This is a genomic window from Campylobacter troglodytis (assembly GCF_006864425.1).
Classification (GTDB): domain Bacteria; phylum Campylobacterota; class Campylobacteria; order Campylobacterales; family Campylobacteraceae; genus Campylobacter_D; species Campylobacter_D troglodytis.
The window spans coordinates 24,710-49,061 of the sequence record NZ_QHLI01000017.1; the positions used below are offsets into that span (position 1 = coordinate 24,710).

Here is a 24,352-nt window from a genome sequence, read left to right on the forward strand (position 1 = left end):
AATTAAAACAAAAATTTGCAAAAAAGTTATAAAAAGCCAAAATGTTTAAAAAGGACAAACTATGGATTTTTCAAAAGAAGCAGATTTTCAAGCTTATATAGCAAAGGATAGGGATTTGCAAAAGGACATTTACAAACTTTTAGAGCTTGATTTTGAAAGAACTAAATTTGAAAAGGAAGTTGAGTTTATCAACGGCATTTACTGCGATTTTTCGCTTTTTGAAAGTGGTAAAATTCGTGCCATTGTCGAGTGCAAGGGAGCTAAAATCAATGTAACCGACTATGTGCGTGGCATAGGGCAGATCTTTCAATATGAGTATTTTGCTGAAAACAGCCTTTCAAACCGCTCTTATGAGTTTTGCGAGTTAAAGGACTTTTCAAGCGTTTATATCTTTCCTGATGCCGTCATTAAAAACAACGCCTTTAATGTAGGACTTTTCAAATACCCACAAAGCAAGAAAATTTTAGAGGTAAATTCAAGCTCTTTGGCTGTGAGATTGATTGACGAAAATGAGCTAAAAAAGCTAAGTGCAAATATGAATGAAAATAGAATTATGATTTCTCAATATTACATACACGACACGCGCATTTTTGAGTTTTATTTTTTATTAAGGGTTTTGGTGATTTACAAGCTAAAACGCATAAAAATTCACAGACAAGAATTAGAAAAAGAGTTGATACATAGATTAACAATGCTAAATAACAAGCTAGAAATGCCAAATATCAACGGTTTAAGAAATATGTTTATCACCCTTAATCAACTTGGCTTAATAGTAAATAATATCCCCACAGAAAGAGGCTTTATCTTGGCAAATTTGGATTATTCTGATTTTGCCTTGCAGTTTTTTGAATACTTGCGTCCATATTTTGAAGTTTTGCTTGGTATTTTAGAGAAAAATAGCGACTTAGAACAGAGCAAAATTTTTGATCTAATTAGCCAAAAATATGGCGGAAAAGAAGTTATATGGCTTGCTGAATTTCAAAAAAAAGATAGGGGCAAAAACACTAGATACATTTCAAGCTATTTAAACATTTTAAGGGACGGTTACGGCGTTTTAGACTTTGCACCACGCTCAAGCAATAGAAAAATCCTTTTTAATCCTCTACAAACAAACGAAAGAGCCTTTAAAGAACATATAGAAAAATTCTCAAAATATAATGACTATAAAGAAATTTTTGAAAGGATTTTGCGTGAAATTTAAACTAGCTGAATTTTTTGTCGGAGCTGGGGGCAGTCATTTGGGCTTTATGCAAGAGGGCTTTAAAACCCTTTATGTGAATGATTTTGATGAAAACGCTCTAAAAACCCTTGAATTTAACAATAAAAAGCATTTAAGGGGAACGGTTATAGATAACACGGACATAACCAAAATCAACCCCAAAGAGTTAAAAAACAAGCTAAAAAGCGAAGTGGATCTGGTGTTTGGGGGCATAGTTTGCAAGGGCTTTTCTTTGGCTGGGGAGAGAAGTCCAGCGGACGCGAGAAATCAATTTTACCGCTATTATTTAGACATTATCAAAGAGTTAAAGCCTAAAATTAGCATTATAGAAAATGTCAAGGGTATGCTAGGAGCAAAGATCTTATCGCCAAAGGCACCAAGTGAAATTTGGGACGAAGTAAGCACATTATGGAAAGAAATCGAGCTTTTTAGAGGTGAGAGATCAGCCCTACGAAAAAAGGCACAAATCACTCAAGAAATTTTAGACAAGGCACAAAATTTAAAGGCTCAAAAGGCAAAAATCCTAAACAAAATCAAGCCTTATCAAATTAACGTGATTGATGATATAGTGAAAATTTATGAAAAAATGGGCTATAAGGTTGATTTTAAGGTGCTAAATGCTGCTTGGTATGGGGCTAGCACAAAGAGAGAAAGGCTTATCATAGTTGCTACTAGGGGAGATTTAGCTGGGGAATTTAACTTTCCCTTGCCTGAATTTTTAGATGAGAGCATAGGCACGAGGCTTGATTTTGACAAGAAAGAACTAGCTAGGATAAACTTTAAAAAGCCTATAAATTTAAGGCAAGCCTTGGCTAAAATCAATTACTCAAACAAGGCAGATGAGGATAATAAAAAAATGCAGCACAATGAAAAAACCATAGAAAGATTTAAGCTAATTAAGCTAGGTTGCAATATCTCAGATAGCATAGATGAACTTCCCGAGCACCTAAAAATCACCAAATTTTACTCAAGAGGTGGTAATATGAGGCTTCATTTTGATACACTTGCACCCACTTTGGTGCCAGGACACAGTGCCTTTCCACTGCACCCAAAAGAACACAGAAGTATTACCATAAGAGAAGCAGCCACCATCACAGGCTTTCCGCTTGATTATAAATTTTTTGGCTCACATACAAAAAGATGCGAACAGGTAGGAAACTCCGTCCCACCCCCACTTGCAAGGGCTATAGCTAGGGCAGCAAGAGAGTTTTTAGAACTTAACGCGGCACTTAATGAAAAAACTAGCAAGAATGCTAGAAAAGGCACTGATGAGAATTTGAAAGAAAATTCACAAAAAAGCGTGAATTTTTAGGTATTTCTTGTTTAAAAAGCGTTTTTAAAAATGGCAAATTCCACAGCTTTTTGAGTGTGGATTGCCACGCGGTTTTTTTCAAAACCGCTCGCAATGACGGATTTTGCGTGAATTTTTGTGTAAATTTACTAAAAAATTTACACCAAAATTCACAAAAATCCGTGAATTTTGCAGTGAAATTCACACCCAAAAAATGTAAAAAAGGCAAAAACAATGCAAAGATTTATAAATTTACTAGAAAAAAACAAGCTATTAAAAGTCATCGAAAGTCCTGTGGATACGGAGCTTGAAATGGCTCACATTGCTTATATAGAGGCAAAAAAGGGCGAAAATAGCAAGGCTTTGCTTTTCACAAAGCCCACTCACAAGGGACAAGACTTTGAATTTTCCGTGCTTATGAATACCTTTTGTAATGAAAAAGCCTTGAATTTAGCATTTACAAGAGCTTATAACGAAGTAGCAGATGAAATTGCAAGCCTTTTAAAGTTGCATATTCCCAAAACTTTGGGTGCGAAAATCGATTTTTTTAAGAAAATTTTAAGCCTTAAAAATGTCCCGCCCAAACGCCTAAAAACAAGGGGCGAGTTTGAATTCAGTGAGCTAAAAAGCCTAAACGAGCTACCCATACTTAAAACTTGGGAAAAGGACGCTGAAAAATTCATCACTATGGGGCAAATTTACACGCAAAGCGTGGATAAAAGGCAAAACAACCTAGGAATGTATCGTTTGCAAGTAAGCGGAGACCGTGAGCTTTTAATGCACTGGCAGATTCACAAGGACGGGGCGAATTTTTTTAACGAGTATAAAAAAGCTGGACTTAAACAAATGCCTGTGAGCGTGGCGATAGGCGGCGACCCGCTTTATATCTGGTGTGCGCAAGCTCCGCTACCAAAGGGGATTTTTGAGCTTTTGCTTTACGGCTTTATCAAAAAAAGCCCCGCAAGGCTCGCACAATGCGAAAATGGGCTTTTCGTGCCATTTGACGCAGACATTGTCATAGAGGGCTTTGTGAGCCTTGATGAATGCAAGATTGAGGGTCCATTTGGGGATCACACGGGCTTTTACACGCCTGCTGAGCCCTTTCCTGTGATGAGGGTAAGTCGAATTTGTGCGAAAAAAAATGCCATTTATCAAGCCACTGTCGTTGGAAAGCCCCCACTTGAAGACAGAGTTATGGCACTTGGCACGGAAAGGGTGTTTTTGCCACTTTTTCAAACCACAACCCCCGATGTCATCGACTACAAAATGCCTGAAAATGGCGTCTTTCACAATCTCATTTTATCCAAAATTCACGCGACATATCCAGCCCACGCTACGCAGATAATGCACGCCTTTTGGGGCGTGGGGCAGATGAGCTTTGTAAAACACGCCATTTTTGTGGGACAAAATGCTCCAAGGCTTGATGATTACGAAGCTCTAATACCTTACATTTTAAATCGCTTTGATGCTAGCAAACTTTATCTAAGCGAGGGCATTTGCGACCAGCTAGATCACGCTTCACCAAATGCTTGCTTTGGGGGCAAGGCTGCCTTGGACGCTAGTAGCGAGGATGAATGTGGAGAAAAGCTTGAAATTTTAAGCGATGAGAGGCTTTTTGAGCTTTTTAGCAGTGAAATCAAGCTACTTACTTTAAAGCAATTTTACACAAAGACAAATTCTCCCATAGTTTGCATTCTGCTTGATAAAAAAGAGCCTGTGAAAAAGAGCTTTGAAAGGCTTTTAAAATTTGCTAGGCATTTTAAAATCTTAATCTTTTTAGACAAAGAAAACCGTCTTGAAAACCCATATATGCTTGTTTGGCGTGTGGTAAATAACATTGACGCGAAAAGGGATATATTTTTTGGGAAGGATTTTGTGGGTTTTGAGAGAGAATTTGGGAAAAATTTGGCTTTAAATTCAAGCGTGGGGGCGAATTTGGGCGAAAATTCAGCCCTTTTTGATGAGGGCGTGAATTTTTCAAGCAACAACAATGAAAAGTTAAGCAAGGATTATGAGGAAAATTTCAATGCTTTAAGTAAAAAAAGCTTAAAATCTAGCGAAAATTCAACAAATTCAGCTTTAAAAACTGCTAGCTTGGATGATGAAAATTCAAGGTTTGCTTGTGCGAATTTTGCTTTCAATTGCATAGGCATTGATGCTAGTGCAAAGGGTGAATTGGAGGGCTATGAGAGGGGGTGGCCCTTGCAGGTTGATTGCACAAAAAGGATCATTGAAAGACTTATTGAAAAGGGCTTGATAGAGGATGATAAAGAACTTTTTAATAAATTTGAGATCTAGTTTGCATAGACTCAATTAAACTTAAACCAAAGGGTTTTTAAGCTAAGTCCCATGAAAAACAAAGGTCAGTTCCCAAATTTCACAGATATAATTTAAGAAATTACGAAGTATTTTTTTTATGTCGTTACACTCGCAACTTTGCAAGAAGCCTTGATTTAGAGGCGAAAAAACGCTCTACTTTGCAGAATAACTCGTGCTTGTGTGAATAGAATTTTGCGTGAAATTCGCATTTTAATAGCAAAAGAGTGTGAAAAAATTAGCAAGATGAGTGGTGAAATTGAAGTATGGTGAGAGTTATTTCGGTGGTGGTCGTGGTAAGCGTGGGTGTGAAGCTGGCAATAAAACGCCTGTGCTTTTACTTTGTGCTATGCACTCGTCCATTTGCGAGAAAGAATGCTAAAACGAAATCGCACGAGTTTATACACAGGCAGTAAAACATTGCTCTGTCAAAGAATTGCAGTCCATAATAAAAGAATTTTCAGAGCTTAAAGAAAGTGAAATTTACAGCGATAAACTAAAATCCTACGGTGCCTTGGTTAATTTTTTACAACGCTATGCCCCTTCCTTTGCAAGAAGGAGCAAAGGCACATTATAGGGTAAAGCGCGCCAAATTCGAGTTTGCAAAGAAACACAAGCACATAAACGAAATTGTGAATTTTTTGCTTCGTTAAGCCTCTTGCAACTGCAAACAGAATATGCTTTGCAAAATTTAGACTTGCTAAATTTAAGGGCTAAAAAGAAAATTTGTACTTCACTTAAAAGAACAAAATTAAGACGAAAAATTTGAGACAAAATTCTCATCAAATTTTATTAAAGTTGATAAGGGAAAATCCTATTAGAGTATCTTGAGCTAATAAATTTAAAACTTTTTGAAAAATTCAGCATCTTTTTGATGAAAGATCTAAATTTTCTTCTTTTTTGAATTTTTAGAACAGTTTTTGCTTATTGTGTCTAACAAACTTAAAGGGCTTGATTTTAAATCACAAGTTTTAAGTTTTTAGATCTTTGAAAATGAGTAAGCTTTAAAGAATAAAAAGCTTGATGTTTAAGGCTTGTAAAATTAGCTTGAATTTAAAAAATGCTATCTTAAAAGCAAGGAAGTTTTATTTGAGTTTTACTTTAAGTAAGTTAAATTTGCTAAAATTTCAAATACAAGCTTGAATTTAAAGCCTTAAATTTACAAGAATTTGCAAAAATGTGTCAAAAGCCTTAAAAAGTTTTAAAAATTCATAAAAGGCTCTTCAGTTTTTAATTTTTAAGTCGATATTAAGGTTAAGATTTGATAAATACACTCTGGGGGGGGGAATTTATTATGATAGAAACTAGTCAAATCAGCTCATCAAAGATGACAAATGAGCTTAAAACCACAAGTTCTAGCTCGATCTCGCTTACAAATAGCGAACTTTCTAGGCTTTCAAGCGCACCTGAAAATAGCCAGGCTACTACAAGCATCACAAGAGATGAGCTAAGAAGGACGACAGCGGATTTAAATTTGCAAATGGAGGTTTTAAATACAAATGTTCGTTTTTCATTCAGCGAGGAGCTTGAAGCCTTGATAGTTCAAGTAACTGAAAGAGACACAGGAAAGGTGATTCGCCAAATTCCTAGCGAGGAGGCGATGAAGATTGCAAGTTATTTCAAAAATGCCATAGGCTTGTTATTTGATAAGGAGGGATAAATGGCAGAGGTAGGAGCATTAGCTAGCTTAGGACTTGGTTCGAATGGGGTATTGACAAATGATCTCTTAGAAAAGCTTAAAACAGCAGAAGAAAATGCTAGAATTAAGCCTTATGATACTAAGATTCAAAAAAACACAGACATTCAAAAGGCTTTAACAGAGCTTACAACCAAGCTTAATACCTACAAGAGTGCTGTTTCTTCACTAGGCGAGGCAACAGCCTTTCAAAAAAGAACAGTAACTCCAAGCGTTACAGGAGATAGTGCAGCAGCTACTTTGACAGCAAATAACGGTGTGGCTGTGCAAAATTTAGCTGTAAGGGTTGATCAGATAGCTCAAAAGGATGTATTTCAAAGCAAGGGCATCACAAAGGATACAGACCGCATACTCACAACAGGACAAAATCCAGCCAGCTTTACTCTAATGCAAAACAACAAAGAATACACCATAAGAGTAGATGCTAATACCACCTATGCCGATCTTGCAGATAGGATCAACTCAGCTACAAGCGGAGCAGTGGTAGCAAAGATAGTATCCACAGGAGAACCAGCCACTCCTTACAGACTAACCCTTTCAAGCAAGGATACAGGTGCTGATAATGCCATAGGCTTTTTTGCCGGGGTAAAAAATCAAGATGGCTTTTTTGAGGAAAATAATGACGCAAAAAGCATATTTGAAAACAACCTAGGATGGAGGCTTAAAACAGATAATATAAATGAAAGCGATCTAAGCAAGGGCTTTAATTTTAGTGCAGGCATTAAGACAAGTGATGTAACCGATCTAAATAGCACTCTTGGATCTGATCTTAAATTCACACTCTTTGCTGGGAGTGAAAAATTTGAAATTACAGCAAATTTAACTGACACTTACCAAAATCTCATAGATAGAGTTAGTCAACAAACAAATAACAAGATAAGACTGAATGCAGGAGGGGATGCAAACAAGATCTTTAACTTCGTTGCAGGGGCTAATTCTACAAGTTCTACAAAGATAACTATCTTTGATGGGATAAAAGATGCTAACACAAACACCTACTCAAGCGATCAAGCCACAACAAATTTTTTGCAATCTACCCTAAAAATGACCTTGTCAAAAAACTATACCCTTGATGATGCAAATGGAGACTTTCATCTTAAAAAGGCTCAAAATGCTGAATTTACCTTAGACGGGGTAAAAATGTATAGATCAACTAATAGCATAACAGACATAAATGTAGGTATGACCTTGAATTTATTAAAACCTGGCGAGCTAAATTTCGACATAAAACAAGATGTTAGCGGACTTGCCGATGCTATGCAAGAACTTGTTGATAAGTATAATGAGCTAGCAAACTATCTCACAGAGGTAACAGCCTTTAATCCCACCACCAACACCTCAGGTGCTCTAAGTGCTGTAAGTGAGGTAACAAATTTAAGATCAACCCTTGTCTCAAAGCTCTTTGCAAGCAGATCAGTAGATGGCTACGAGGTGGATGAAAATGGAAACAAAAAGCCCTCAAAGGTCTTTTTATCCTTGACAGATTACGGTCTAAGTATAAGTAAAGAAGGACTTTTAAGCCTTAAAAAGGACGATTTTAACAAGAAATTAAATGAGGACATAGAAGTAGCTGAGAGGCTTTTTGCAGGAACAAGTGGCTTTGAGGAGCTTAATGTAACAAGCAGAGCAGTTACTCTTAGTAATACAGACTTTCCAAATGACGAGCTTGACTTTGCTAATCAGAATTTTAAGATTATCTTTAATGACACAAGCTATGATCTTACTAAGACAGTTGATGGGCAAAATTTTGTATTGCGTGGAAGCACCCCAGAAGAAAGGGCTCAAAACTTACTTGATCATATTAATAGCTTTAGTATATCTGAGCTAAGAGTTACTATGAGAGAGCTAAACATCACAGAAAACGGACAGCAAGTAAAGGGCTTTACCTTTAATTTCAAAAGCGACAATGGCTCTGATTTTGAAATCACAGGGGAAAAAACCTTTTTGGATAAGCTTGGACTAACAGCTGAAAAAAAGCTCATACAAGTTAAAACAGGAACTGGTGTTTTAGCTGATCTAAATGCTACCATAAACACCTACACAAAGGTAAGCCTTACTAATAATGATCTAGAAAAGGGTTCTTTAATGCTTTATTATGATAGCCTAAGCAATGAAACAAAAAAGCTAAATGAATCCAAAACAGCAGATCAAAAAAAGCTTGATGATCAGTATAGTGCTATGTTTAGAAAGTGGGCTCAGTATGAAACAATCATATCAAGGCTAAGACAACAACAACAGCAATTAACCCAAACAATCAACGCTTCACAGCAAAACAATAACTAAGGATAAAAATGCAAGATACCCAGGTTTATAATGCCTACTCAGAAAATCAAATAGTAGGCATACAAAGCCCTCAAAGACTAGTAGAAATGCTTTATGAGGGGCTTTTGCGTTTTTGCGGACGCATAAAAATTTGTATAAGAAAAAATGACATAGAACAAAGATTATATTACACAAAGAGGGCAACTGATATATTTATAGAGCTTATTAACAGCCTTGATTATGACAAGGGTGGGGATGTGGCTCATTATCTTAGCGGACTTTATTTACAAGAAATAAAATTACTTTCTCAAGCAAATCTTAAAAATGATGAGCTAAAAATAGACGAGGTGATAAATGTAGTTCGCTGTTTGCTTGAAGCTTGGCGAGAAATTCATCCTGATCTAAATGAAAAAGCCAACAGTATGGATAAAAATGAAAATTTGGGTTAAAAAGATAAAAATAGCCCTTGCTGAGGAGGACGAAGCAGACATAATAAGGCTTTTTGAAGAAGCGCCCTTTAAAAATGCCTCATATGAGGAGTTGCAACAAGCCTCATCTTTAATCGGCGAAGCCTTGAATTTAATGGAAAAAAAGAAAGAGGATTTAGCACATAATATAAACAAGCTAAAAAAGGCAAGGGAGTTTTTACAAGCATAAGAGCTTTGCTTTAAGAGCCTTAAATTTCTTATTTCTAACTTAGTTTTAAGCACTGTTACAAATCTTAAAGCATAAATAATTTCTGTATCAAATTTGCTTAAAATGTTTTAAATTTAAATTCAAACCAAGCTCTAATAAAAAAGTTTTAAGCTCTGATTTTAGGGATGAAAATAAGTGTATGATGAATTTATAAATGCCTGAGAATAGAGTTATATAAATTTTTGAAGTATTTTTTGCTTCCTGCTACAAGCTCTCGATTGGGTGAGAAGTATTATTAAAACTCTCGGAGAGCATTTATACGCAAATTTTAAAGAATTGCTCTGCTAAAGAGCTATTGCCTATTATAAGGGATTTTGCAGATCTAGAAAATGCCGTAATTTACGCCATTAACTAAAAAGCCTACGGTGTCTTGGTTGATTTTTTGCTTCGTTTCGTCTTGCAACTGCGTAGTAGAAGGAGCAAAGGCACATTATAGAGTAAAGCATAGCAAAAACGAGTTTGCAAAAAGATGAAACCACATAAATAGCATAGAGAATTTTTTGCTTCTCGTTCTTGTAACTGTAAGCATAAGTGGCTTTGCAAAGGTTATATTAGGTGGTTTTACGGCAAAGGAATTGTGCTTTTTACGCACTTAAACGAAACTAAATTAAGAAAAAAAAATTGAGGACAAAGTATTTATCAAAATTTACCAAAAGTGATAAAATAAAATTTGGCGATTGATACTTTTAGCTAAAATGACCTAGGATTTTTCCTAAGCCATTTTAACAAAATTTTATACAAATTTTCGTTTTTAACTTTGACATTAGAACGAAATTCACTCTCTTTCAAATGCGTGAAAAATTCTCTTTTAATGCCGTGAAACCCCCTAATCTAGCCTTTGTAAGGTCCTCAGAAATTCTCTATGCCGTTTATGTGATTTCGTCCGTTTGCAAACTCGTTTTTAGAGTGCTTTACCCTATAATGTGCCTTTGCTCCTTCTTGCAAAGTTGCAAGACAAAACGAAGCAAAAAATCCACCAAGGCACCGTAGGATTTTAGTCCATCGCTGTAAATTTCACTTTCTTCAAGCTCTGAAAAGTCCTAGGCAGCAACTCTTTCGCAGAGCAGTGTTTGACGACCTGCGTATAAACGCAACCATTTCGCTTTAACATACCGAACACAGGTGTTTTGCGACCAGCTCCACGTCCACGCTTTGTACGCACTCTTTTTGCACCGAAATAACTCTCACCCTCTTCAATTTCACCGCTAATTTTCTAAAGAAACTTCGTTTTGCTGATTTTTTCGCACTCTTTAAGGGTTAAAAGCTTGCTGCACAATTGCATTAACACAAGGGCGAGAAACCTTACACAAAACAGCGATTTTGCTTACGCAAATGTCAGCACAAAAACACTCCAAAATTTGCCGAAATTTACGCTCAAAAATGTAGGGCAAAAATATATACTAACATCGATTTTTCCAAGCTTTGGGCTGTAATTATATCAGCTAAAAGTATCAATCGCCTAAAATTTTGTTAAGTTTAATTAAAGCTAATTTTTAGCATTGTATATATACTTTGTGTTTTCGCTTATGTGATTTAGTTTGAGATTAAGAATAAGATATGAATAGCATTTCCACAGTTTTATAGAGCACAAAATATTTTTCTTTTAATCTAAAAATTAATAAATTATAAACAAATAATATGCAACTTGTAAGATAACCAATTAACCTCAAGGCTATATTGATCATACTTGGTAAATACTAAAAACCCTTAAAGAACCGTTGTAAATTATCCTTCGGCTAGTTTTCATAATCTTTCAAGTTATAAAAAAGTATACATTTGTGTTTGTTGTATGCATATCGTGTGCTTCCTACACAAATTTCAAACCTTTTGCCATAGCTATCCATAGTAAAGACAAAATAATGATCGCAGCACAAAGCTCAAGCGAAGCGGAATGAAAAATGCTTGGAAATTGTGAATTTTCCGCACATTTTTCTATAAATTTTAACCGCAGCGTCCATATCCCATCCAAACCCATAAAAGCACCAAGAAAGATAAACCGTTGCCAAAGATTTTTTATCTAACCCGCATAAGCCTTGTATAAAAGCTCGTAAATTTTAAGCCTTTCGTTCATTTTATCAATCATAGCTTAGCTTAAATCTTTTCTTTATACGAGCTTAGCGACTCACAAGAAACGTAATAATCACAGTTCAAGTAGGTAGTTTTGTAAAAATACCTACGCTTACCCACTATAAAGCTCTGCCTCTCATATCAAGTCCTATCGCCACTTTGCTTTTTAACATCCTCGCTGACATGGGCTTCACTCAAAGTCTCATCGCCCACTTACTTTTCTTCTTAGCGGCTCTTTGCATCTAAGTAGATGCTTTTCTTTTTAACACTTAGATAAACTGCATAAACACAAAGCGGATAAGATGGTATTATGATAAACACAAAGAATAAGTGCCAATTCAGTCAGTAAAACATAACAAACTTTTTGCTACTACTACAATTATAGGTGTAATAACCCACCACAAACCAAGTGCTAAAATCAAAGACAAAAAATACTAACTATAATATACTTTGCCTTTATCATATACCATTTCACTGCCATTGCTTGCGAATTTTGCTATTCTATGAGCTTATTTATAGCCTCAACGATTTTTTCGTCATTTTTAGACTGTTTGCCTAAAAGTGAGCCTAAAAAACCCATAGCAAGTTTAAGCAAAACCATTGTGCTTTATAATCTCGCCCCAAGGCATAACCCTTGTTATCTTTTCGTGCTTTCCACATAAGCCCCATGCACTAACACAGCTTTGTCCCAACCGTAAGATACCCAAAAGAGCTTATCATTAAAAAATACAGTTTGTTCTTGCTTGTCGCATTCAAATAGATAAAATGGTTTTATTTTCTATACTTTGTTTGAAATTTAGGACTTGTCATTTGTTAGAATTTGTCATTTTCCCTACTTTGTATTGAATGTTTAAAAATTTGGAAAGTATTTTGAGTGGAAATTTGAAAAAAATTTATAAAAGTTGTGAATTTTGTAAATTCTTTGGCAAAAATAGCCATTGTTTTGAATTTTTTAGAAAAAATTGCCGTCATTGCTAGAAGTAGCTTAAGGCTTCGTGGCAATTTATAGAAATAAAAATTTATAAAAATTGTGAATTTTTGAGTGAATTTTATAAATTTTCACCTTGCAGACAAAGAAAAACAAATAAAAAAGGTTGAAAAATTTAAGAAATTTAAAAGAATTTAAAAGAGTGAAAAACTCTATATCTAACGCTAAAAAGCGGACTAATAAACTGAGTACAAAGCCACAAATTGTGAGTTTTGCAAGGAACAAACAAGAGAGGTTTTCGCTACCTTGCTTTGTGTTGATTTGTAAGCCTTTTGAATTTATGCTGTCTTGCTTTGAAAAGTATTGCATTTTCATTCTTTTCATATGAAATGATTTACTTTTAAAGGATGTGTTGGAGCATTTATTTTGTAAACTTTTATTGCTTATTTTTATAAAAGCGTGAATTTTTTGGAAGCTTTGCTGAATTTTTGCTATATACAATACCCACTAAACCCAATGAATTGCAAAACAAATTAAAATAAAATCCCTACGCAAGATAAGAGCTTTTTCACGCTTTTTCAAAGCGTGAATTTATGGATTGCCACGATTTTACTTCGCTAGTCTCGCAATGAGGGTTATTTGTCATTTTGAGCCCTTAAGCGAAAAATCTCTTTTTATGATTTTGAGATATTTCGGCTTTTTCAAAGCCTCAATATGACAAATTTAAAGTTTTGCTTTGAATTTTAGTTTTTGCTGTGTGAATTTTAGATTGCCACGCCGGTTTCACCGGCTCACAATAACGACCCACCCACCCAGCGAATTACGAGGCGATAGCCGGAGCAAAACCACCGACGCAATGGAGTTTTTACATTTTTTCAAAGCGTAAATTTATGGATTGCCACGATTTTACTCCGCTAGTCTAGCAATGAGGGTTATTTGTCATTTTTGCATTTTTGTAAAATCTCACAATGACACTTCACCCTAAAATTCACGCCACTTGTATAAAATACATAATTTTTTTGTAAATTCTTCACACTCGCTACTCTCGGCTCAAAATGACAAATTTTGCCAAAAATTCACAGCAAATGTTAAAATTGAGGCAATAATTTAGGTGAAAGCTTGAATTTTCAGTTACATTAGATCAAAGATGCAATATATGCAAAAAACTGAATACAAATAACAAATTATGGACTTTTTGGCAAAGTAAATTCACATAAAATTAAAAATCCGTACTTTGTATTCAGTGTTTTGTAAGCTGAACTGATAAGTTAGCCTTGTGAATTTTATGGATCGCCACGACTTCGCAAAGCGAAATCTCGCAATGACGACCCACCCCACCCAACGGGTTGCAAGGCGTAGCCGAAACAAAAACCCCCTCCGCAAGAGAGGGGGCTTTACCTGCGGTTGTGGATTGCCACGAAGTCGTGCCGAGTTGGTGCAATGACGAGCTACCGCAAAATTCACAAAATAGAGATGTTTTTGCTTCGGCTTGTGCCTCGCAACCCACTAGATAGGCTGTGGCTCAGAATGATAATTTACCTACCCCCAAATCCCCTCCGCAAGGGAGGGGGCTTTCATTACGCACTTTAATGCGTTGTGGCTACACCATAATTTTACTACGCAAACTCTCGCAATGACGGCTACACCATACTCTCAGCCCTTTTTAAAAGCTCTTTTGCACCCCTTTTTATAAACTCATTTGCCAAATTTTTTCCTGCATTTTCGCACGAATTTAAAGGCAGGGTTTGAGTTTCTTGTAAAAGCTCACTCCCATCAGACAAACCCAAAATCGCACGGATTTTAATGCTATCCCCAACAATCTCGGCATTTATGCCTATGGGAACCTGACAGCCGCCCTCTAATTCTTTGATAAAATCCCTTTCAATCTTACTCATAATCCTTGAATTTTCATCATCTAAACAAGCTAAGAGCTTTAAAATCTCCGCATTTTCAACGCTTTCAATGCCTAAAATGCCTTGCGAAGCAGCAGGTATCATCTCATCAAGGCTGAATTTTTGCAAAAAATTCACAGCCTTGTCGAGTTTTAGCCTTTTTAGCCCTGCATAAGCTAAAACGATGGCATCAAATTCGCCCTTTTTGAGCTTTTCAAGTCGGGAATTTATGTTTCCACGAAGTGAGATAATGTTTAAATCAGGCCTCTTCCTTAAAAGTTGCATCTTGCGGCGAAGACTTGTGGTGCCTACCTTTGCACCTCTTGGCAAGGAGCTTAAATCCTTGAATTTCTCGCTTAAAAGCGAGTCGTTTGGCTCCTCTCGCTTGCAAACAGCTGCTAAAACAAGTCCCTTTGGGAAAAAGCTTGGCAGATCCTTTAAGCTATGCACTGCTAAATGAGCATCCCCTCTTAGCATAGCACTTTCTAGTTCTTTTGTGAAAAGCCCCTTGCCTCCGATTTTAGCAAGGGGTGTGTCTAGGATCTTATCTCCCCTTGTTGAAAAGCCTTGCAAAATAAGCTCTAAATTTGCATGGTTTTTAAGCAACAAGGCCTTTACAAACTCGCTTTGCCAAAGGGCAAGGGCTGATTTTCTAGTGGCTATTACAAGCTTTTGCATCTTAGTCCCTTTTTGTCTCTATGATCTCAACATCTATGATTTCACTGTCTAAATTTGAGTTTTTTTGCGAGTTAAAGCCTTGATAGCTTGAGCCTTCTTTGTAGGAGTTTTGAGTGAAATTTGAGCTTTCATTGAAATTTTTTGAGCTTTTTTGGCCAAAAATAAGTCCAAAAAGAAGTATAAAGAGTGCAAAAATAGAGCTTAAAACGCCAGGAATTACCAGCAAAAAGCCAGCTATGACAAGGGCGAAATTTTTAAGCATTTCAAGTGGGGATGAGAGCCTAAATTCAAGCATATTCTTCCAAAAGATCCCAAGCAAAATGGCTCCTAAAAGCATACTTAAAAGCAAGAATATTATAAAATTGCCAAAGCCAAAAAAAAGCACAAAGCCCAGGCTAAAAAGTATTTCAATCAGCAAATAAGGAAACAAAGATAATTTATAATAACTCATAAAAACGCCTTTTTAATATCTTTAAACGAAAATTTGTATCTTTTCAAGCCAAAATTCACAAGCACTCACACCAACGCCTTTTTTATCTTTACTCTTTTTTAAAACAAGTATTGATTTTGTCATTCTAAGCCTTGTGGTAGCAGAAGAAGCCATCAATTCAAGGTATTTTGCCATAAAATTCGTGGATTCTTTGCTCCGCTTGGAATGACAAATATGGCATTTTATCTAAAAAAATACTTTTTGAAAAAGAGCCTTTATCTTTTTAAATAAAAATTCACAAGCACTCACAAAAGCACCCTTTTTAGCTCACTCAAAGCCTCATCCTTTTTAAGCACCCTTTTTTCAAGGCTTTTTCGCTCCACTAATTCCACCTCGCCTCTTTCTAGCCCCTTGCCTATGATTAAGGCATAAGAAAAGCCCATAAGCTCGAAGTCGTTGATTTTCACCCCAAATCTTTCATTTCTATCATCAAGTAAAACCTCTAAATTCAAGGCTTTTAAGTCCTCATAAAGCTTATTTGCAAACTCACAAGCTTCCTTTTCTTTGGTGTTTGAAATGATTAGATCAAGCACAAATGGTGAGAGTGCCTTGCTCCACACTATGCCTCTTTCATCAAAGCTAGATTCCACAGCCACTGCGACAAGTCTGCTTACTCCTATGCCATAACTTCCCATATAAAAATGCCTAGCCTTGCCGTACTCGTCTAAAAAGGTGGCATTTAAGGGCTTTGAGTATTTTTGCCCAAGCTTAAAAATATGCCCTACCTCTATGCCCTTGCTAAATTTCAAGGACCCGCCACAACAAGCACAAAGATCATTTTCTTGAACGCTAACTAAGTCCTTGTAGCGATCCTCGTTTAAATTCACAACGCTAACCCCTATGAAATGATAATCTTGCTCGTTTGCTCCCAAGAGCATATTACTCTCATCTTTTAGCTCTTTATCTACGAAAAAATCAACATTGTTAAGCCCTATAAAGCCTATAAAACCAGCCTTTAAGCCTACCTTTTCTAAGTCATTTGCACTTGCTTCGACTAATTCCAAAGCCTTGCAAGCATTGAGTGCCTTTGTGATTTGAAGCTCATCACAGCCTCGAACAAAGAAGATCACAATTTTTTCACCATCCTCATAGATAGCCTTTTTCACAACCGCTTTTATCGTGTAGAATTCATCGACTTTGAAAAATTCAGCCAAATCTTTAATGGTCTTTATGTTTGGGGTGTGAAATTTGCTTTGCATATTTGCCTCAGGGCGCTCACTTGTGCTGATGCGTTTAGCCCTTCTTGCTACCTCGACATTTGCAGCGTAATCGCACTTATTGCAAATTACTATATCATCTTCTCCGTTTTTAGCCAAAACCACAAATTCCTTGCTCCCACTGCCACCAATTGCCCCACTATCAGCCTCAACAGCCCTGAAATTCAGTCCCAAGCGAGTAAAAATTTCACTGTAAGTCTTAAACATAAGCTGAAATTCACGCTCTAAATCCTCCTCATCGGCGTGAAAGCTGTATCCATCTTTCATTACAAATTCACGGCATCTTAAAAGCCCAAAACGAGGACGCGCCTCGTCTCTAAATTTAAGCCCTATTTGATACAAATGCAAGGGCAGTTGCTTGTAGCTTGTGATCTTACCTTGCACCGCATCTAGCATAGCCTCTTCGTGAGTTGCACCTAGGACAAATTCATTTTCCTTTCTATCCTTAAAGCGAAGTAATTCCTTACCATAAGCACTGTATCTTCCACTTTGTTGCCACAAACTAGCAGGGGTTATGAAGCTTAGACTTGTTTGCATAGCACCTGCTTTGTCCATTTCTTCTTTTATGATCTTGTAAATTTTATTAAAAACAGTTTTTCCAAGTGGCAAGAAATTATAAAGCCCACTTCCGCACTGCTGGATAAATCCTGCACGAAGCAAGAGTATGTGACTTGGCAAAACTGCATCCTTTGGGGCTTCTTTAAGGCTTGGGGCGTAGAGTTTGCTAAATTTCATTTGTATCCTTTATATTAAAATTATCCTCTTCTAAATTAAAGACATAACGCATACTGTTTATGATATTTTCGCTTTGATCGTTTTGCACCTGTCTTAAATTCACAGTTGGAGCGTGTAAAAAGGCTTTAAAGACCTGATGGATTAGCTTTTTTGCCTCTTCCTTGTCGCTATGCTTTAAATAGCCCTTTTTCAATGCCTTTTCAAGCTCAATTTCAGCACAGTCTCTTGCTTGCAAACGAAGTGCTTTGATGATGGGGCTTAGGGCCAGATCGTTTAGGTATCTAAAAAACTCGCTAGTCATAGCAGAGATTATGGAGTATGCCCTTTGTGCTTGATGTTCTCTTAGGGCTAGGTTTTTACGCACCACCTCTTCTAAATCATCCACAGTAAAGACCCTCACAAGCTCACTTTCTCTTAGATCAAGATCCCTTGGCACGGCTATGTCAAAAAAATAACGCGTAAATTCGCGTCTTGCAAGCATTTCATCATTTATGATGGCTTCTTTTGAATTTGTGGCTGAGAAGAAAAGCTCATAATTATTTATATAATGACTAAGCTTAGAAAACTCAGCACAGCTTACATCCTGTCCTAGCTCCTCGCAAAGTTCTTTTGCCCTTTCTATGCTGCGGTTTATGATGATTATCCTAGCCTTGTTTGCAAGTAAATGCTTACAAGCAAGCTCACTCATCTCCCCAGCACCTATAACTACAACCTCTTTTCCCTCTAAATTCACAAGTTCTTTTGCCTTAGAAACTGCTACTGAGGCTACTGAGATGGGGTTTTTAGAGATTTGAGTTTCGTTTCTAATGCGAGCTGCGCATTTAAAGGCAAAATTTACAGCCCTTTGCAAATTTATACCGCAAAGACCGTGTTTTAGGGAAAAATTTAGAGCATTTTTAAGCTGTCCTGCTATTTGGGTTTCGCCTATTACTAGGCTATCAAGTGAGCTAGCTACTGAAAAAAGATGATGAATTACGCCACTATCCTCAAAGACATCTGCTTGTTGAAGCAAGATCTCTTTATCAACCTCGCAAAGCACGGCTAGGCAAGATACTGTGTATTCGCAAATGTCCTCTAAACTTTCCACAAAGGCAAAGATCTCAACCCTATTACAAGTGCTAATCATCAAGCTTTCCTCCACGAAAGAGTTGGCATTTATAAGCCTTAAAAGCTCTTTTTGCCTACTCTCATCAAGGCTAAGCCTCTCACGTAGGGCTATACCTGTGTTTTTGTGGGTAAAGCTAAGACAAAAATAATGCATCAAAAATTCCTATCTATCATCTTTTGCACTATGTCAATGAGGGCTTGATTTTGCACACTTTCAAGGGCTTTAATGGCCTTTAAGCCGTAATTTTTCGCCACATTTAGCGTTTTTTCTAGGATCTTATGCTCTTTAAATTTATCATCAAGCCATTTTTGCTCATTTTCATTTAATTCTTTTTTAAACAAGCCTTGCAAGATCTGCTTGTCATTATAGTTTAACTCTTTAAACAAGGCTATATAACAAACCGTGCTTTTGCCCTCTTTAAAGTCATTGAGGGCGGGTTTGCCAAGGGTTTTTTCATCGCTTTTAATGTCTAAAATGTCATCGATGATTTGAAAGGCAAGCCCTAGATTCTTGCCATATTTAGCAAATTTTTGTGTATCAAGCCCTGCTAAATGTGCCGCACAGCTAGCACTTGCTTCAATGAGTGCTGCTGTTTTAAGCTCTATCATCGTTAAGTATGCCTTTTCATCGGCATTAAAGCTCTTTGAAAGCTCTATGTCCATTAATTCGCCCTTTGCTAGGCTACTTACCGCCTTTGAAAGTGTTGAGGCGATGAAGCTATCAAATTTGCTAAGCTCATAAAAGGCGTAAGAATAGAGTATGTCTCCAAGCATAAGGGCGTTTTTTGCTCCAAATTCAGAATTTATGGACCTTGCCCCTCGTCTTAACTGTGCCTCATCGATAATATCATCGTGCAATAAACTTGCAAGATGTATAAGCTCAACTATGGCACAAAGTGTGTAAATTTGTGAATTTTTTAAGCTATGAGGGCTTTTTTGTGAATTTTTTTTAAGAGATTTTGAGTTTTTTTCTTCTTTTGTTGTGTTTTTTAATAAGCTTGAATTTTCTAAGCTTTCAAAGCCTTCTTTGTGCCTTGAATTTTCATTTAAATTTGATGATGATTTAGCTGGATTTTCTTCTAAAATATGATGAGTGATGGCTAAGATTAGCTTTGATCTTAATCTTTTGCCCTGTTTAATTTGCTTAAACATAAGCTCAATAGGCTTGTAATCAAGCTCTTTTATAAAGCCTTCAATGATTAAATCAATCTCTTGCACCGCTTTTCCTTCTTTATTGATTATTTTGTGGCAAAGGCTGATTTGCTAATGGTTTAGAGCCCAAAGAGGCATTTTTTTCTGTGCTAAAATCAATGCCTGGGACGATTTTGTTTTCTTGAGGGGCAAAGGCAGGTTGTAGGGGATTTTTCTTTGGATCCAAAAACTCAACAAGCAATCTTGAATCCTTATCCTCTATGTAGATCTTAAATTTAGCCTCCCCTCTGTCAAAATCGCTAAATTCAAGTATTAGCCTTGCTCTATCTATGTGGGGATTTTTGTAATCAGGTATTAGGGTTTGGGTGTACCAGTTTAGATTTCTTCTCATTGAAAGGACAAACTGTCTTGGGTATTTACGAAATTTGGTATGAACTACTATCTTGTTTGTATCAAAAAGAGTCCAATAAAAGTCGAAATTTTGTGTCTGATTTTCAAAGCCAAGCTCTTTAATCTCAACACTGGCTCTTTGATCCTTTTGAAGCGTAAACTCATATACATACTCAAAGCTTGGCTGGGCTGCTTTAAGCACAGATGCTAGGATAAAAAAAGCAAGATAAGGCTTCATTTATTCTCCGTGTCCTAAAATTTTGGCTGTCAGTTCTATGAAATAATCATTCATTCTTTCCTCAAGCAAATAATCCTTTTCCATCTTATAAAGCTCGATCTCCTCCTCATCAACCCCCTTGCTTTCAAGCAGTTCATTTAAGGCTATGTGTTCTTTTATGAAATTTTCCATTACCCTTTCAACAGCGCCTGAATTTGCGTGTTTAAGCATTTGTAAAAACTTCTCTTTGGGGCTGTGATTTAGCATTTCATCTAGTAGATCCATAAAATATCCTTTGAAAGAATTTAAGCCTAAATTATAGGATTTATTATATTAAAACTTTATTAAAACTTGTTTTTAGTGGCTTATTTGTTTTATTTGGCTATAATGGCTCAAAATTACTAACAAGGATAGGCGATCAAAAAGGAAGTTATTTTTGTAGTTTCTACTTTTTTTATCTTTTATTTATGTTTTGTATCATTTATGCCGGCTGCTTTGGGATTTCTTGGCTTTATGGGTGATTTAAACCGCTTTTTATTTGGTTCTTTTGGACTTTTTTATCCCTTTGTGCTTTTGTTTTTGAATTTTATCTTTTATAAAAGAGGCTATGATTTTGATAGAGTAAAAAGAAGTGAGATCATAGGACTTAGCATAGCCTTTGTGTGTGCTGCCTTGCTCTTTGCCATACTTGGAGAGGAGGCTGGCTATATACCTGAGGTTTTGTATGCCATCTTTGGCTTTGTCTTTGGTAGGCTTTTAACAGGCTTTTTAAGCTTGTTTCTTCTTTTATTTTCCATAGCCCTTATCTTTCCTCGTTTTGTTGAGCTTGTCTTTGGTATAAGGATAAATTATGAGATCTTTGTTTCAATAGAGGATAAAATAAAGCAGTTTTTGTATGGCTTTTTTGGTGGCAAGGAGGAGTTTAAATTCAACGAAGCCAAAGAAGAGCCAATCAATACTAAGAGCGAGGAAAAGGCATCAATTTTTCAAGAAAATCCCTTAAATTTAACAAGCGCCAACAAGCAAGAATACAAGAATCCTTTGAATTTAACAAATGCTGCCAAGCAAGAATACAAGAATCCTTTGAATTTAACAAATACTGTCAAGCAAGAAGATAAAGAGCCTTTAAATTCGCAAAGTAAAGAAGATTTAAATTTATCAAGCAATAAAGAGCTAGAAATTCAAAACCTAAAAGAGCTTTCAAAGCCCAAACAAAGCCCAGATCAAATAGCAGCAAGGCTTGCAGCTGAGTTTGATCAAAATCAAGAAGAAGCTCTTTTAGAAGAAAAAGATACCCAAAAAGAGCAAGCTGAGACAAAAAAAGAAGAGCTTGATAATTCTGAGCTTTTAATAAAAGATTATAGAGACAAAAAGCTTGAAACCTTCATCACAAAGGCTAGTGCTGAATTTGATGAGTATTTTGATAAATTCAACAACAATGCCCCCAAAGAAGCCTTTGTGCCTGAGATCTTTTTAAGACCAAAAAGAGCAGAGGAGCTAGAAATACAAAGAGAGTTAAATTTCGACCAACCAAGCTATCAAAGGAAAAACATAGACATAGCCAAGGAGGAAAGGAGTAATTTAGAAGAAGAAACTCCAATTAAAGAGGAGGAAAAATTCACCTTCGAGGTAAGAGAGCTTAACGAAGATCAAGGCGAGGCTTTAAAAAAAGAAGTTAAAAAAGAGGCTGAATTACCAAGGGCTGAATTCTCAAAAAAAGAAGAGCTTAGTATTGAAGAAGAAAACACAGAGGAAATCATCAAGGAAAATTCAAGCTTGCAAGAAGAAAAACCCATAAGGGTTGCTATGCCTAAGTTCTTAGAAGAAAATGCAAATTTATTAAATAGCCTAGAAAGAGGCAATTTAGAGCCTCCAAAGGATTTTAAGCTTCCTCCGCTTGATTTTTTGGTTCGTCCAAGCGGAACAAGTGCTGAGGTTAATGAGCAAGAAATTGACAAGAAAATCTATGATCTACTTGAAAAGCTTCGCCGCTTTAAAATAGGAGGTGATGTCATCAGCACCTACACAGGTCCTGTGGTAACGACATTTGAGTTTCGCCCTAGTGCTGATGTCAAGGTTAGCCGCATTTTAAGCTTACAAGATGATTTAGCTATGGCACTTCGAGCTACTTCCATACGCATACAAGCACCCATTCCTGGCAAGGATGTAGTGGGCATTGAGGTGCCAAACGAGCAAATTCAAACGATTTATCTGAGGGAAATCCTTGAAAGTGAGGTATTTAAGGGTGCTAAAAGCCCACTCACCATAGCTTTGGGAAAGGACATTGTGGGAAATGCCTTTGTAACTGACTTAAAAAAGCTTCCTCATCTTTTAATCGCTGGCACCACAGGCTCTGGAAAAAGCGTTGGCATAAACGCAATGCTTTTAAGCCTACTTTACCGCAATAGCCCAAAAAATTTGCGTTTGATGATGATAGATCCAAAGATGCTTGAATTTAGCATTTACAATGACATTCCACACCTTTTAACGCCCGTCATCACGGATCCAAAGAAAGCCATCATCGCACTTTCTAATATGGTAGCTGAGATGGAAAGGCGCTATAAATTAATGGCTGAGGCTAGAACTAAAAATATAGAAAATTACAACGAAAAATGCGCTGAACTTGAAGCTGAGCCTCTGCCTTTCATAGTCGTCATCATCGATGAGTTAGCAGACTTAATGATGACAGCTGGCAAGGATGTGGAGTTTTACATAGGGCGGCTCGCCCAAATGGCAAGGGCTAGTGGGATTCATCTAATCGTAGCCACGCAAAGACCGAGTGTAGATGTGGTTACTGGGCTTATAAAGGCGAATTTACCAAGCCGCTTGGCTTACAAGGTGGGACAGAGGATTGATAGCAAGGTGATCTTAGATACGCAAGGAGCTGAAAGCTTGTTAGGAAGGGGAGATAGTCTTTTCACACCACCTGGAACTAGTAATATAGTGCGTTTGCACGCACCCTTTGCAAGTGAGATGGAGATTGAAAAAATAGTTGAGTTTTTAAAAGCCCAGCAAGTCGTAGAATATGATGAGAATTTCTTAAAAGATGGTTCTAGCAATGGAAACATGGCTAGTAGTAGCGGCGAGAATTTAGGAGAAGATGGGCTTGATGAGCTTATAGAACAAGCAAAGGCTGTGATCTTAGAGGATAAAAAAACAAGCATTTCATATCTGCAACGTCGCCTTAAAATAGGCTATAATAGAGCAGCAAATATCATTGAGCAGCTCGCACAAATGGGCGTTTTAAGTGAGCCTGACGCGAAGGGGCAAAGAGAGATCTTGATGTAAGGACTTTTTGAGTGTGAATTTTGTGCCATTTTTGTTAAAATTCAAAGCTTTCGTGGCTTTTGCAAATTCATTAAAAAATTCAAGCTAAATTCACGGTTTTACATTTAAAAACAAGAATAAAATTAAGGCTCAAGATATTTTAATTTGATACAAGATTATTTTAAAGTATAAAGAGTTAAATGAAAAACAAATATATGATACATTCCCCAATTGTCTCAACAGAAATTTAAGGAATTACGAAGTATTTTTTTTACTTCGTTTCGTCTTGCAACTTTGCGGAACAAAAGCTCATTATATGGTAAAGCACGTCAAATTCGAGTTTGCAAAGGGACACAACCACATAAACAAAATTGTGAATTTCTGGGGCTTTGCAAAGTTGACACTTGCCAAATTTAAAGGCTAAAAAAGAAAATTTTATCCTTCACTTAAAAGAAACTAAATTAAGATGAGAAATTTATGACAAAATTCTCATCAAAATTTATTAAAATTGATAAGAGAAAATCCTGTTAAGATTAATTGAGCCATTGGCATTTGATGCGTTTAGACTAAGTTTTTGACTTAAAATGCTTTAATAAGGTTTTTTCTTATAAACTTTGATACCTTACTTTTTTGAAAAAAGCTTTTATTCATTTTAAGCAAGCCAAGCAAGGCTTTTTGAATTTTAAATCCTTGTTTTGCTTTTTTGTGCTTAAATTTTTAGTATTGCTGTGA

At 36.4% G+C, this 24,352-nt stretch carries 17 protein-coding genes and 5 pseudogenes; 14 read left to right on the forward strand and 8 right to left on the reverse strand.

The window, feature by feature from the left end; translation table 11 throughout:
* Positions 1-61: 61 nt before the first annotated feature.
* From DMC01_RS14905 to DMC01_RS05110, 9 genes and pseudogenes are all read left to right on the forward strand, one after another.
* A complete protein-coding gene (locus tag DMC01_RS14905) occupies positions 62-1,201 on the forward strand; it encodes a hypothetical protein (protein WP_246059025.1) in 1,140 nt (379 codons plus the stop codon).
* Complete coding sequence (locus tag DMC01_RS05085; protein ID WP_142693202.1) at positions 1,191-2,531, forward strand: DNA cytosine methyltransferase; 1,341 nt, start codon at positions 1,191-1,193, stop codon at positions 2,529-2,531. The genes DMC01_RS14905 and DMC01_RS05085 overlap by 11 nt, the downstream gene beginning before the upstream one ends.
* Positions 2,532-2,744: 213 nt before the next feature.
* A pseudogene (locus tag DMC01_RS05090) lies at positions 2,745-4,397 on the forward strand (menaquinone biosynthesis decarboxylase); the annotation flags it as partial.
* Between the two features lie 255 nt (positions 4,398-4,652).
* Positions 4,653-4,808: pseudogene (locus tag DMC01_RS16485) on the forward strand (hypothetical protein); the annotation flags it as partial.
* Between the two features lie 165 nt (positions 4,809-4,973).
* Positions 4,974-5,572 (forward strand): annotated as a pseudogene (locus DMC01_RS16490) (transposase); the annotation flags it as partial.
* Positions 5,573-6,087: 515 nt separating this feature from the next.
* A complete protein-coding gene (locus tag DMC01_RS05095) occupies positions 6,088-6,486 on the forward strand; it encodes a flagellar protein FlaG (protein ID WP_142693204.1) in 399 nt (132 codons plus the stop codon).
* On the forward strand, positions 6,487-8,805 hold the full coding sequence (fliD, locus tag DMC01_RS05100; protein WP_142693205.1) for a flagellar filament capping protein FliD: 2,319 nt from the start codon (positions 6,487-6,489) through the stop codon (positions 8,803-8,805).
* Between the two features lie 8 nt (positions 8,806-8,813).
* Positions 8,814-9,233, forward strand: coding sequence for a flagellar export chaperone FliS (gene fliS, locus DMC01_RS05105; RefSeq protein ID WP_142693206.1), 420 nt, complete (start codon positions 8,814-8,816; stop codon positions 9,231-9,233).
* Entirely contained in the window at positions 9,217-9,441 is a 225-nt protein-coding gene (locus DMC01_RS05110) for a hypothetical protein (protein WP_142693207.1), read from the forward strand. Before fliS ends, DMC01_RS05110 begins: the two co-directional genes overlap by 17 nt.
* Before the next feature lie 729 nt (positions 9,442-10,170).
* On the opposite strand, the pseudogene DMC01_RS16495 reads toward DMC01_RS05110, so the two are convergent.
* Positions 10,171-10,877, reverse strand: a pseudogene (locus DMC01_RS16495) (IS1595 family transposase).
* 501 nt (positions 10,878-11,378) lie between these two features.
* Here DMC01_RS16495 and DMC01_RS15855 point away from each other — a divergent pair.
* The 3 genes from DMC01_RS15855 to DMC01_RS05120 all read left to right on the forward strand — a co-directional run bounded on the left by DMC01_RS15855 (position 11,379) and on the right by DMC01_RS05120 (position 14,065).
* Positions 11,379-11,501: a hypothetical protein gene (locus tag DMC01_RS15855; RefSeq protein ID WP_282432256.1), complete on the forward strand. Its 123-nt coding sequence runs from the start codon at positions 11,379-11,381 to the stop codon at positions 11,499-11,501.
* 2,250 nt (positions 11,502-13,751) lie between these two features.
* Positions 13,752-13,919: a hypothetical protein gene (locus DMC01_RS13290; protein ID WP_185908722.1), complete on the forward strand. Its 168-nt coding sequence runs from the start codon at positions 13,752-13,754 to the stop codon at positions 13,917-13,919.
* Positions 13,880-14,065, forward strand: a complete 186-nt coding sequence (locus tag DMC01_RS05120) for a hypothetical protein (RefSeq protein WP_142693208.1) — start codon at positions 13,880-13,882, stop codon at positions 14,063-14,065. The genes DMC01_RS13290 and DMC01_RS05120 overlap by 40 nt, the downstream gene beginning before the upstream one ends.
* A gap of 50 nt (positions 14,066-14,115) precedes the next feature.
* Here DMC01_RS05120 and hemC read toward each other — a convergent pair whose 3' ends face one another.
* The 7 genes from hemC to DMC01_RS05155 all read right to left on the reverse strand — a co-directional run bounded on the left by hemC (position 14,116) and on the right by DMC01_RS05155 (position 20,638).
* Positions 14,116-15,045, reverse strand: coding sequence for a hydroxymethylbilane synthase (gene hemC, locus DMC01_RS05125; RefSeq protein ID WP_142693209.1), 930 nt, complete (start codon positions 15,043-15,045; stop codon positions 14,116-14,118).
* 1 nt (position 15,046) lies between these two features.
* Positions 15,047-15,496 carry an FxsA family protein gene (locus DMC01_RS05130; protein ID WP_142693210.1) on the reverse strand — a complete coding sequence of 150 codons (450 nt, stop codon included), beginning with the start codon at positions 15,494-15,496 and terminating at the stop codon, positions 15,047-15,049.
* A gap of 284 nt (positions 15,497-15,780) precedes the next feature.
* Positions 15,781-17,487 (reverse strand): proline--tRNA ligase, encoded by a 1,707-nt coding sequence (locus tag DMC01_RS05135; RefSeq protein ID WP_142693211.1) that lies wholly within the window; start codon positions 17,485-17,487, stop codon positions 15,781-15,783.
* Entirely contained in the window at positions 17,477-18,748 is a 1,272-nt protein-coding gene (gene hemA / locus DMC01_RS05140; protein WP_142693212.1) for a glutamyl-tRNA reductase, read from the reverse strand. The genes DMC01_RS05135 and hemA overlap by 11 nt, the downstream gene beginning before the upstream one ends.
* Positions 18,748-19,680: a polyprenyl synthetase family protein gene (locus tag DMC01_RS05145; RefSeq protein ID WP_427846096.1), complete on the reverse strand. Its 933-nt coding sequence runs from the start codon at positions 19,678-19,680 to the stop codon at positions 18,748-18,750. The genes hemA and DMC01_RS05145 overlap by 1 nt, the downstream gene beginning before the upstream one ends.
* Before the next feature lie 145 nt (positions 19,681-19,825).
* Positions 19,826-20,374, reverse strand: coding sequence for an exporting protein (locus DMC01_RS05150; protein ID WP_246059028.1), 549 nt, complete (start codon positions 20,372-20,374; stop codon positions 19,826-19,828).
* The gene (locus tag DMC01_RS05155; protein ID WP_142693213.1) at positions 20,375-20,638 is read right to left on the reverse strand and encodes a DUF2018 family protein; all 264 of its coding nucleotides are present in this window, start codon (positions 20,636-20,638) and stop codon (positions 20,375-20,377) included.
* 210 nt (positions 20,639-20,848) lie between these two features.
* Between DMC01_RS05155 and DMC01_RS05160 the strand changes: the two genes are divergently transcribed.
* Positions 20,849-23,641 carry a DNA translocase FtsK gene (locus tag DMC01_RS05160; protein WP_427846095.1) on the forward strand — a complete coding sequence of 931 codons (2,793 nt, stop codon included), beginning with the start codon at positions 20,849-20,851 and terminating at the stop codon, positions 23,639-23,641.
* A gap of 286 nt (positions 23,642-23,927) precedes the next feature.
* Positions 23,928-24,161 (forward strand): annotated as a pseudogene (locus tag DMC01_RS16500) (IS1595 family transposase); the annotation flags it as partial.
* Positions 24,162-24,352 lie beyond the last annotated feature (191 nt).

Excerpts from the sequence above, each read along its gene's own strand:
- hemA (WP_142693212.1), bottom strand. The coding sequence starts at position 18,748 with ATGCATTATTTTTGTCTTAGCTTTACCCACAAAAACACAGGTATAGCC.
- DMC01_RS05155 (WP_142693213.1), bottom strand. The coding sequence starts at position 20,638 with ATGGATCTACTAGATGAAATGCTAAATCACAGCCCCAAAGAGAAGTTT.
- hemC (WP_142693209.1), bottom strand. The coding sequence starts at position 15,045 with ATGCAAAAGCTTGTAATAGCCACTAGAAAATCAGCCCTTGCCCTTTGG.
- fliD (WP_142693205.1), top strand. The coding sequence starts at position 6,487 with ATGGCAGAGGTAGGAGCATTAGCTAGCTTAGGACTTGGTTCGAATGGG.
- DMC01_RS05130 (WP_142693210.1), bottom strand. The coding sequence starts at position 15,496 with ATGAGTTATTATAAATTATCTTTGTTTCCTTATTTGCTGATTGAAATA.
- DMC01_RS15855 (WP_282432256.1), top strand. The coding sequence starts at position 11,379 with ATGCTTGGAAATTGTGAATTTTCCGCACATTTTTCTATAAATTTTAAC.
- DMC01_RS05110 (WP_142693207.1), top strand. The coding sequence starts at position 9,217 with ATGAAAATTTGGGTTAAAAAGATAAAAATAGCCCTTGCTGAGGAGGAC.
- DMC01_RS14905 (WP_246059025.1), top strand. The coding sequence starts at position 62 with ATGGATTTTTCAAAAGAAGCAGATTTTCAAGCTTATATAGCAAAGGAT.
- fliS (WP_142693206.1), top strand. The coding sequence starts at position 8,814 with ATGCAAGATACCCAGGTTTATAATGCCTACTCAGAAAATCAAATAGTA.
- DMC01_RS05135 (WP_142693211.1), bottom strand. The coding sequence starts at position 17,487 with ATGAAATTTAGCAAACTCTACGCCCCAAGCCTTAAAGAAGCCCCAAAG.
- DMC01_RS05150 (WP_246059028.1), bottom strand. The coding sequence starts at position 20,374 with ATGAAGCCTTATCTTGCTTTTTTTATCCTAGCATCTGTGCTTAAAGCA.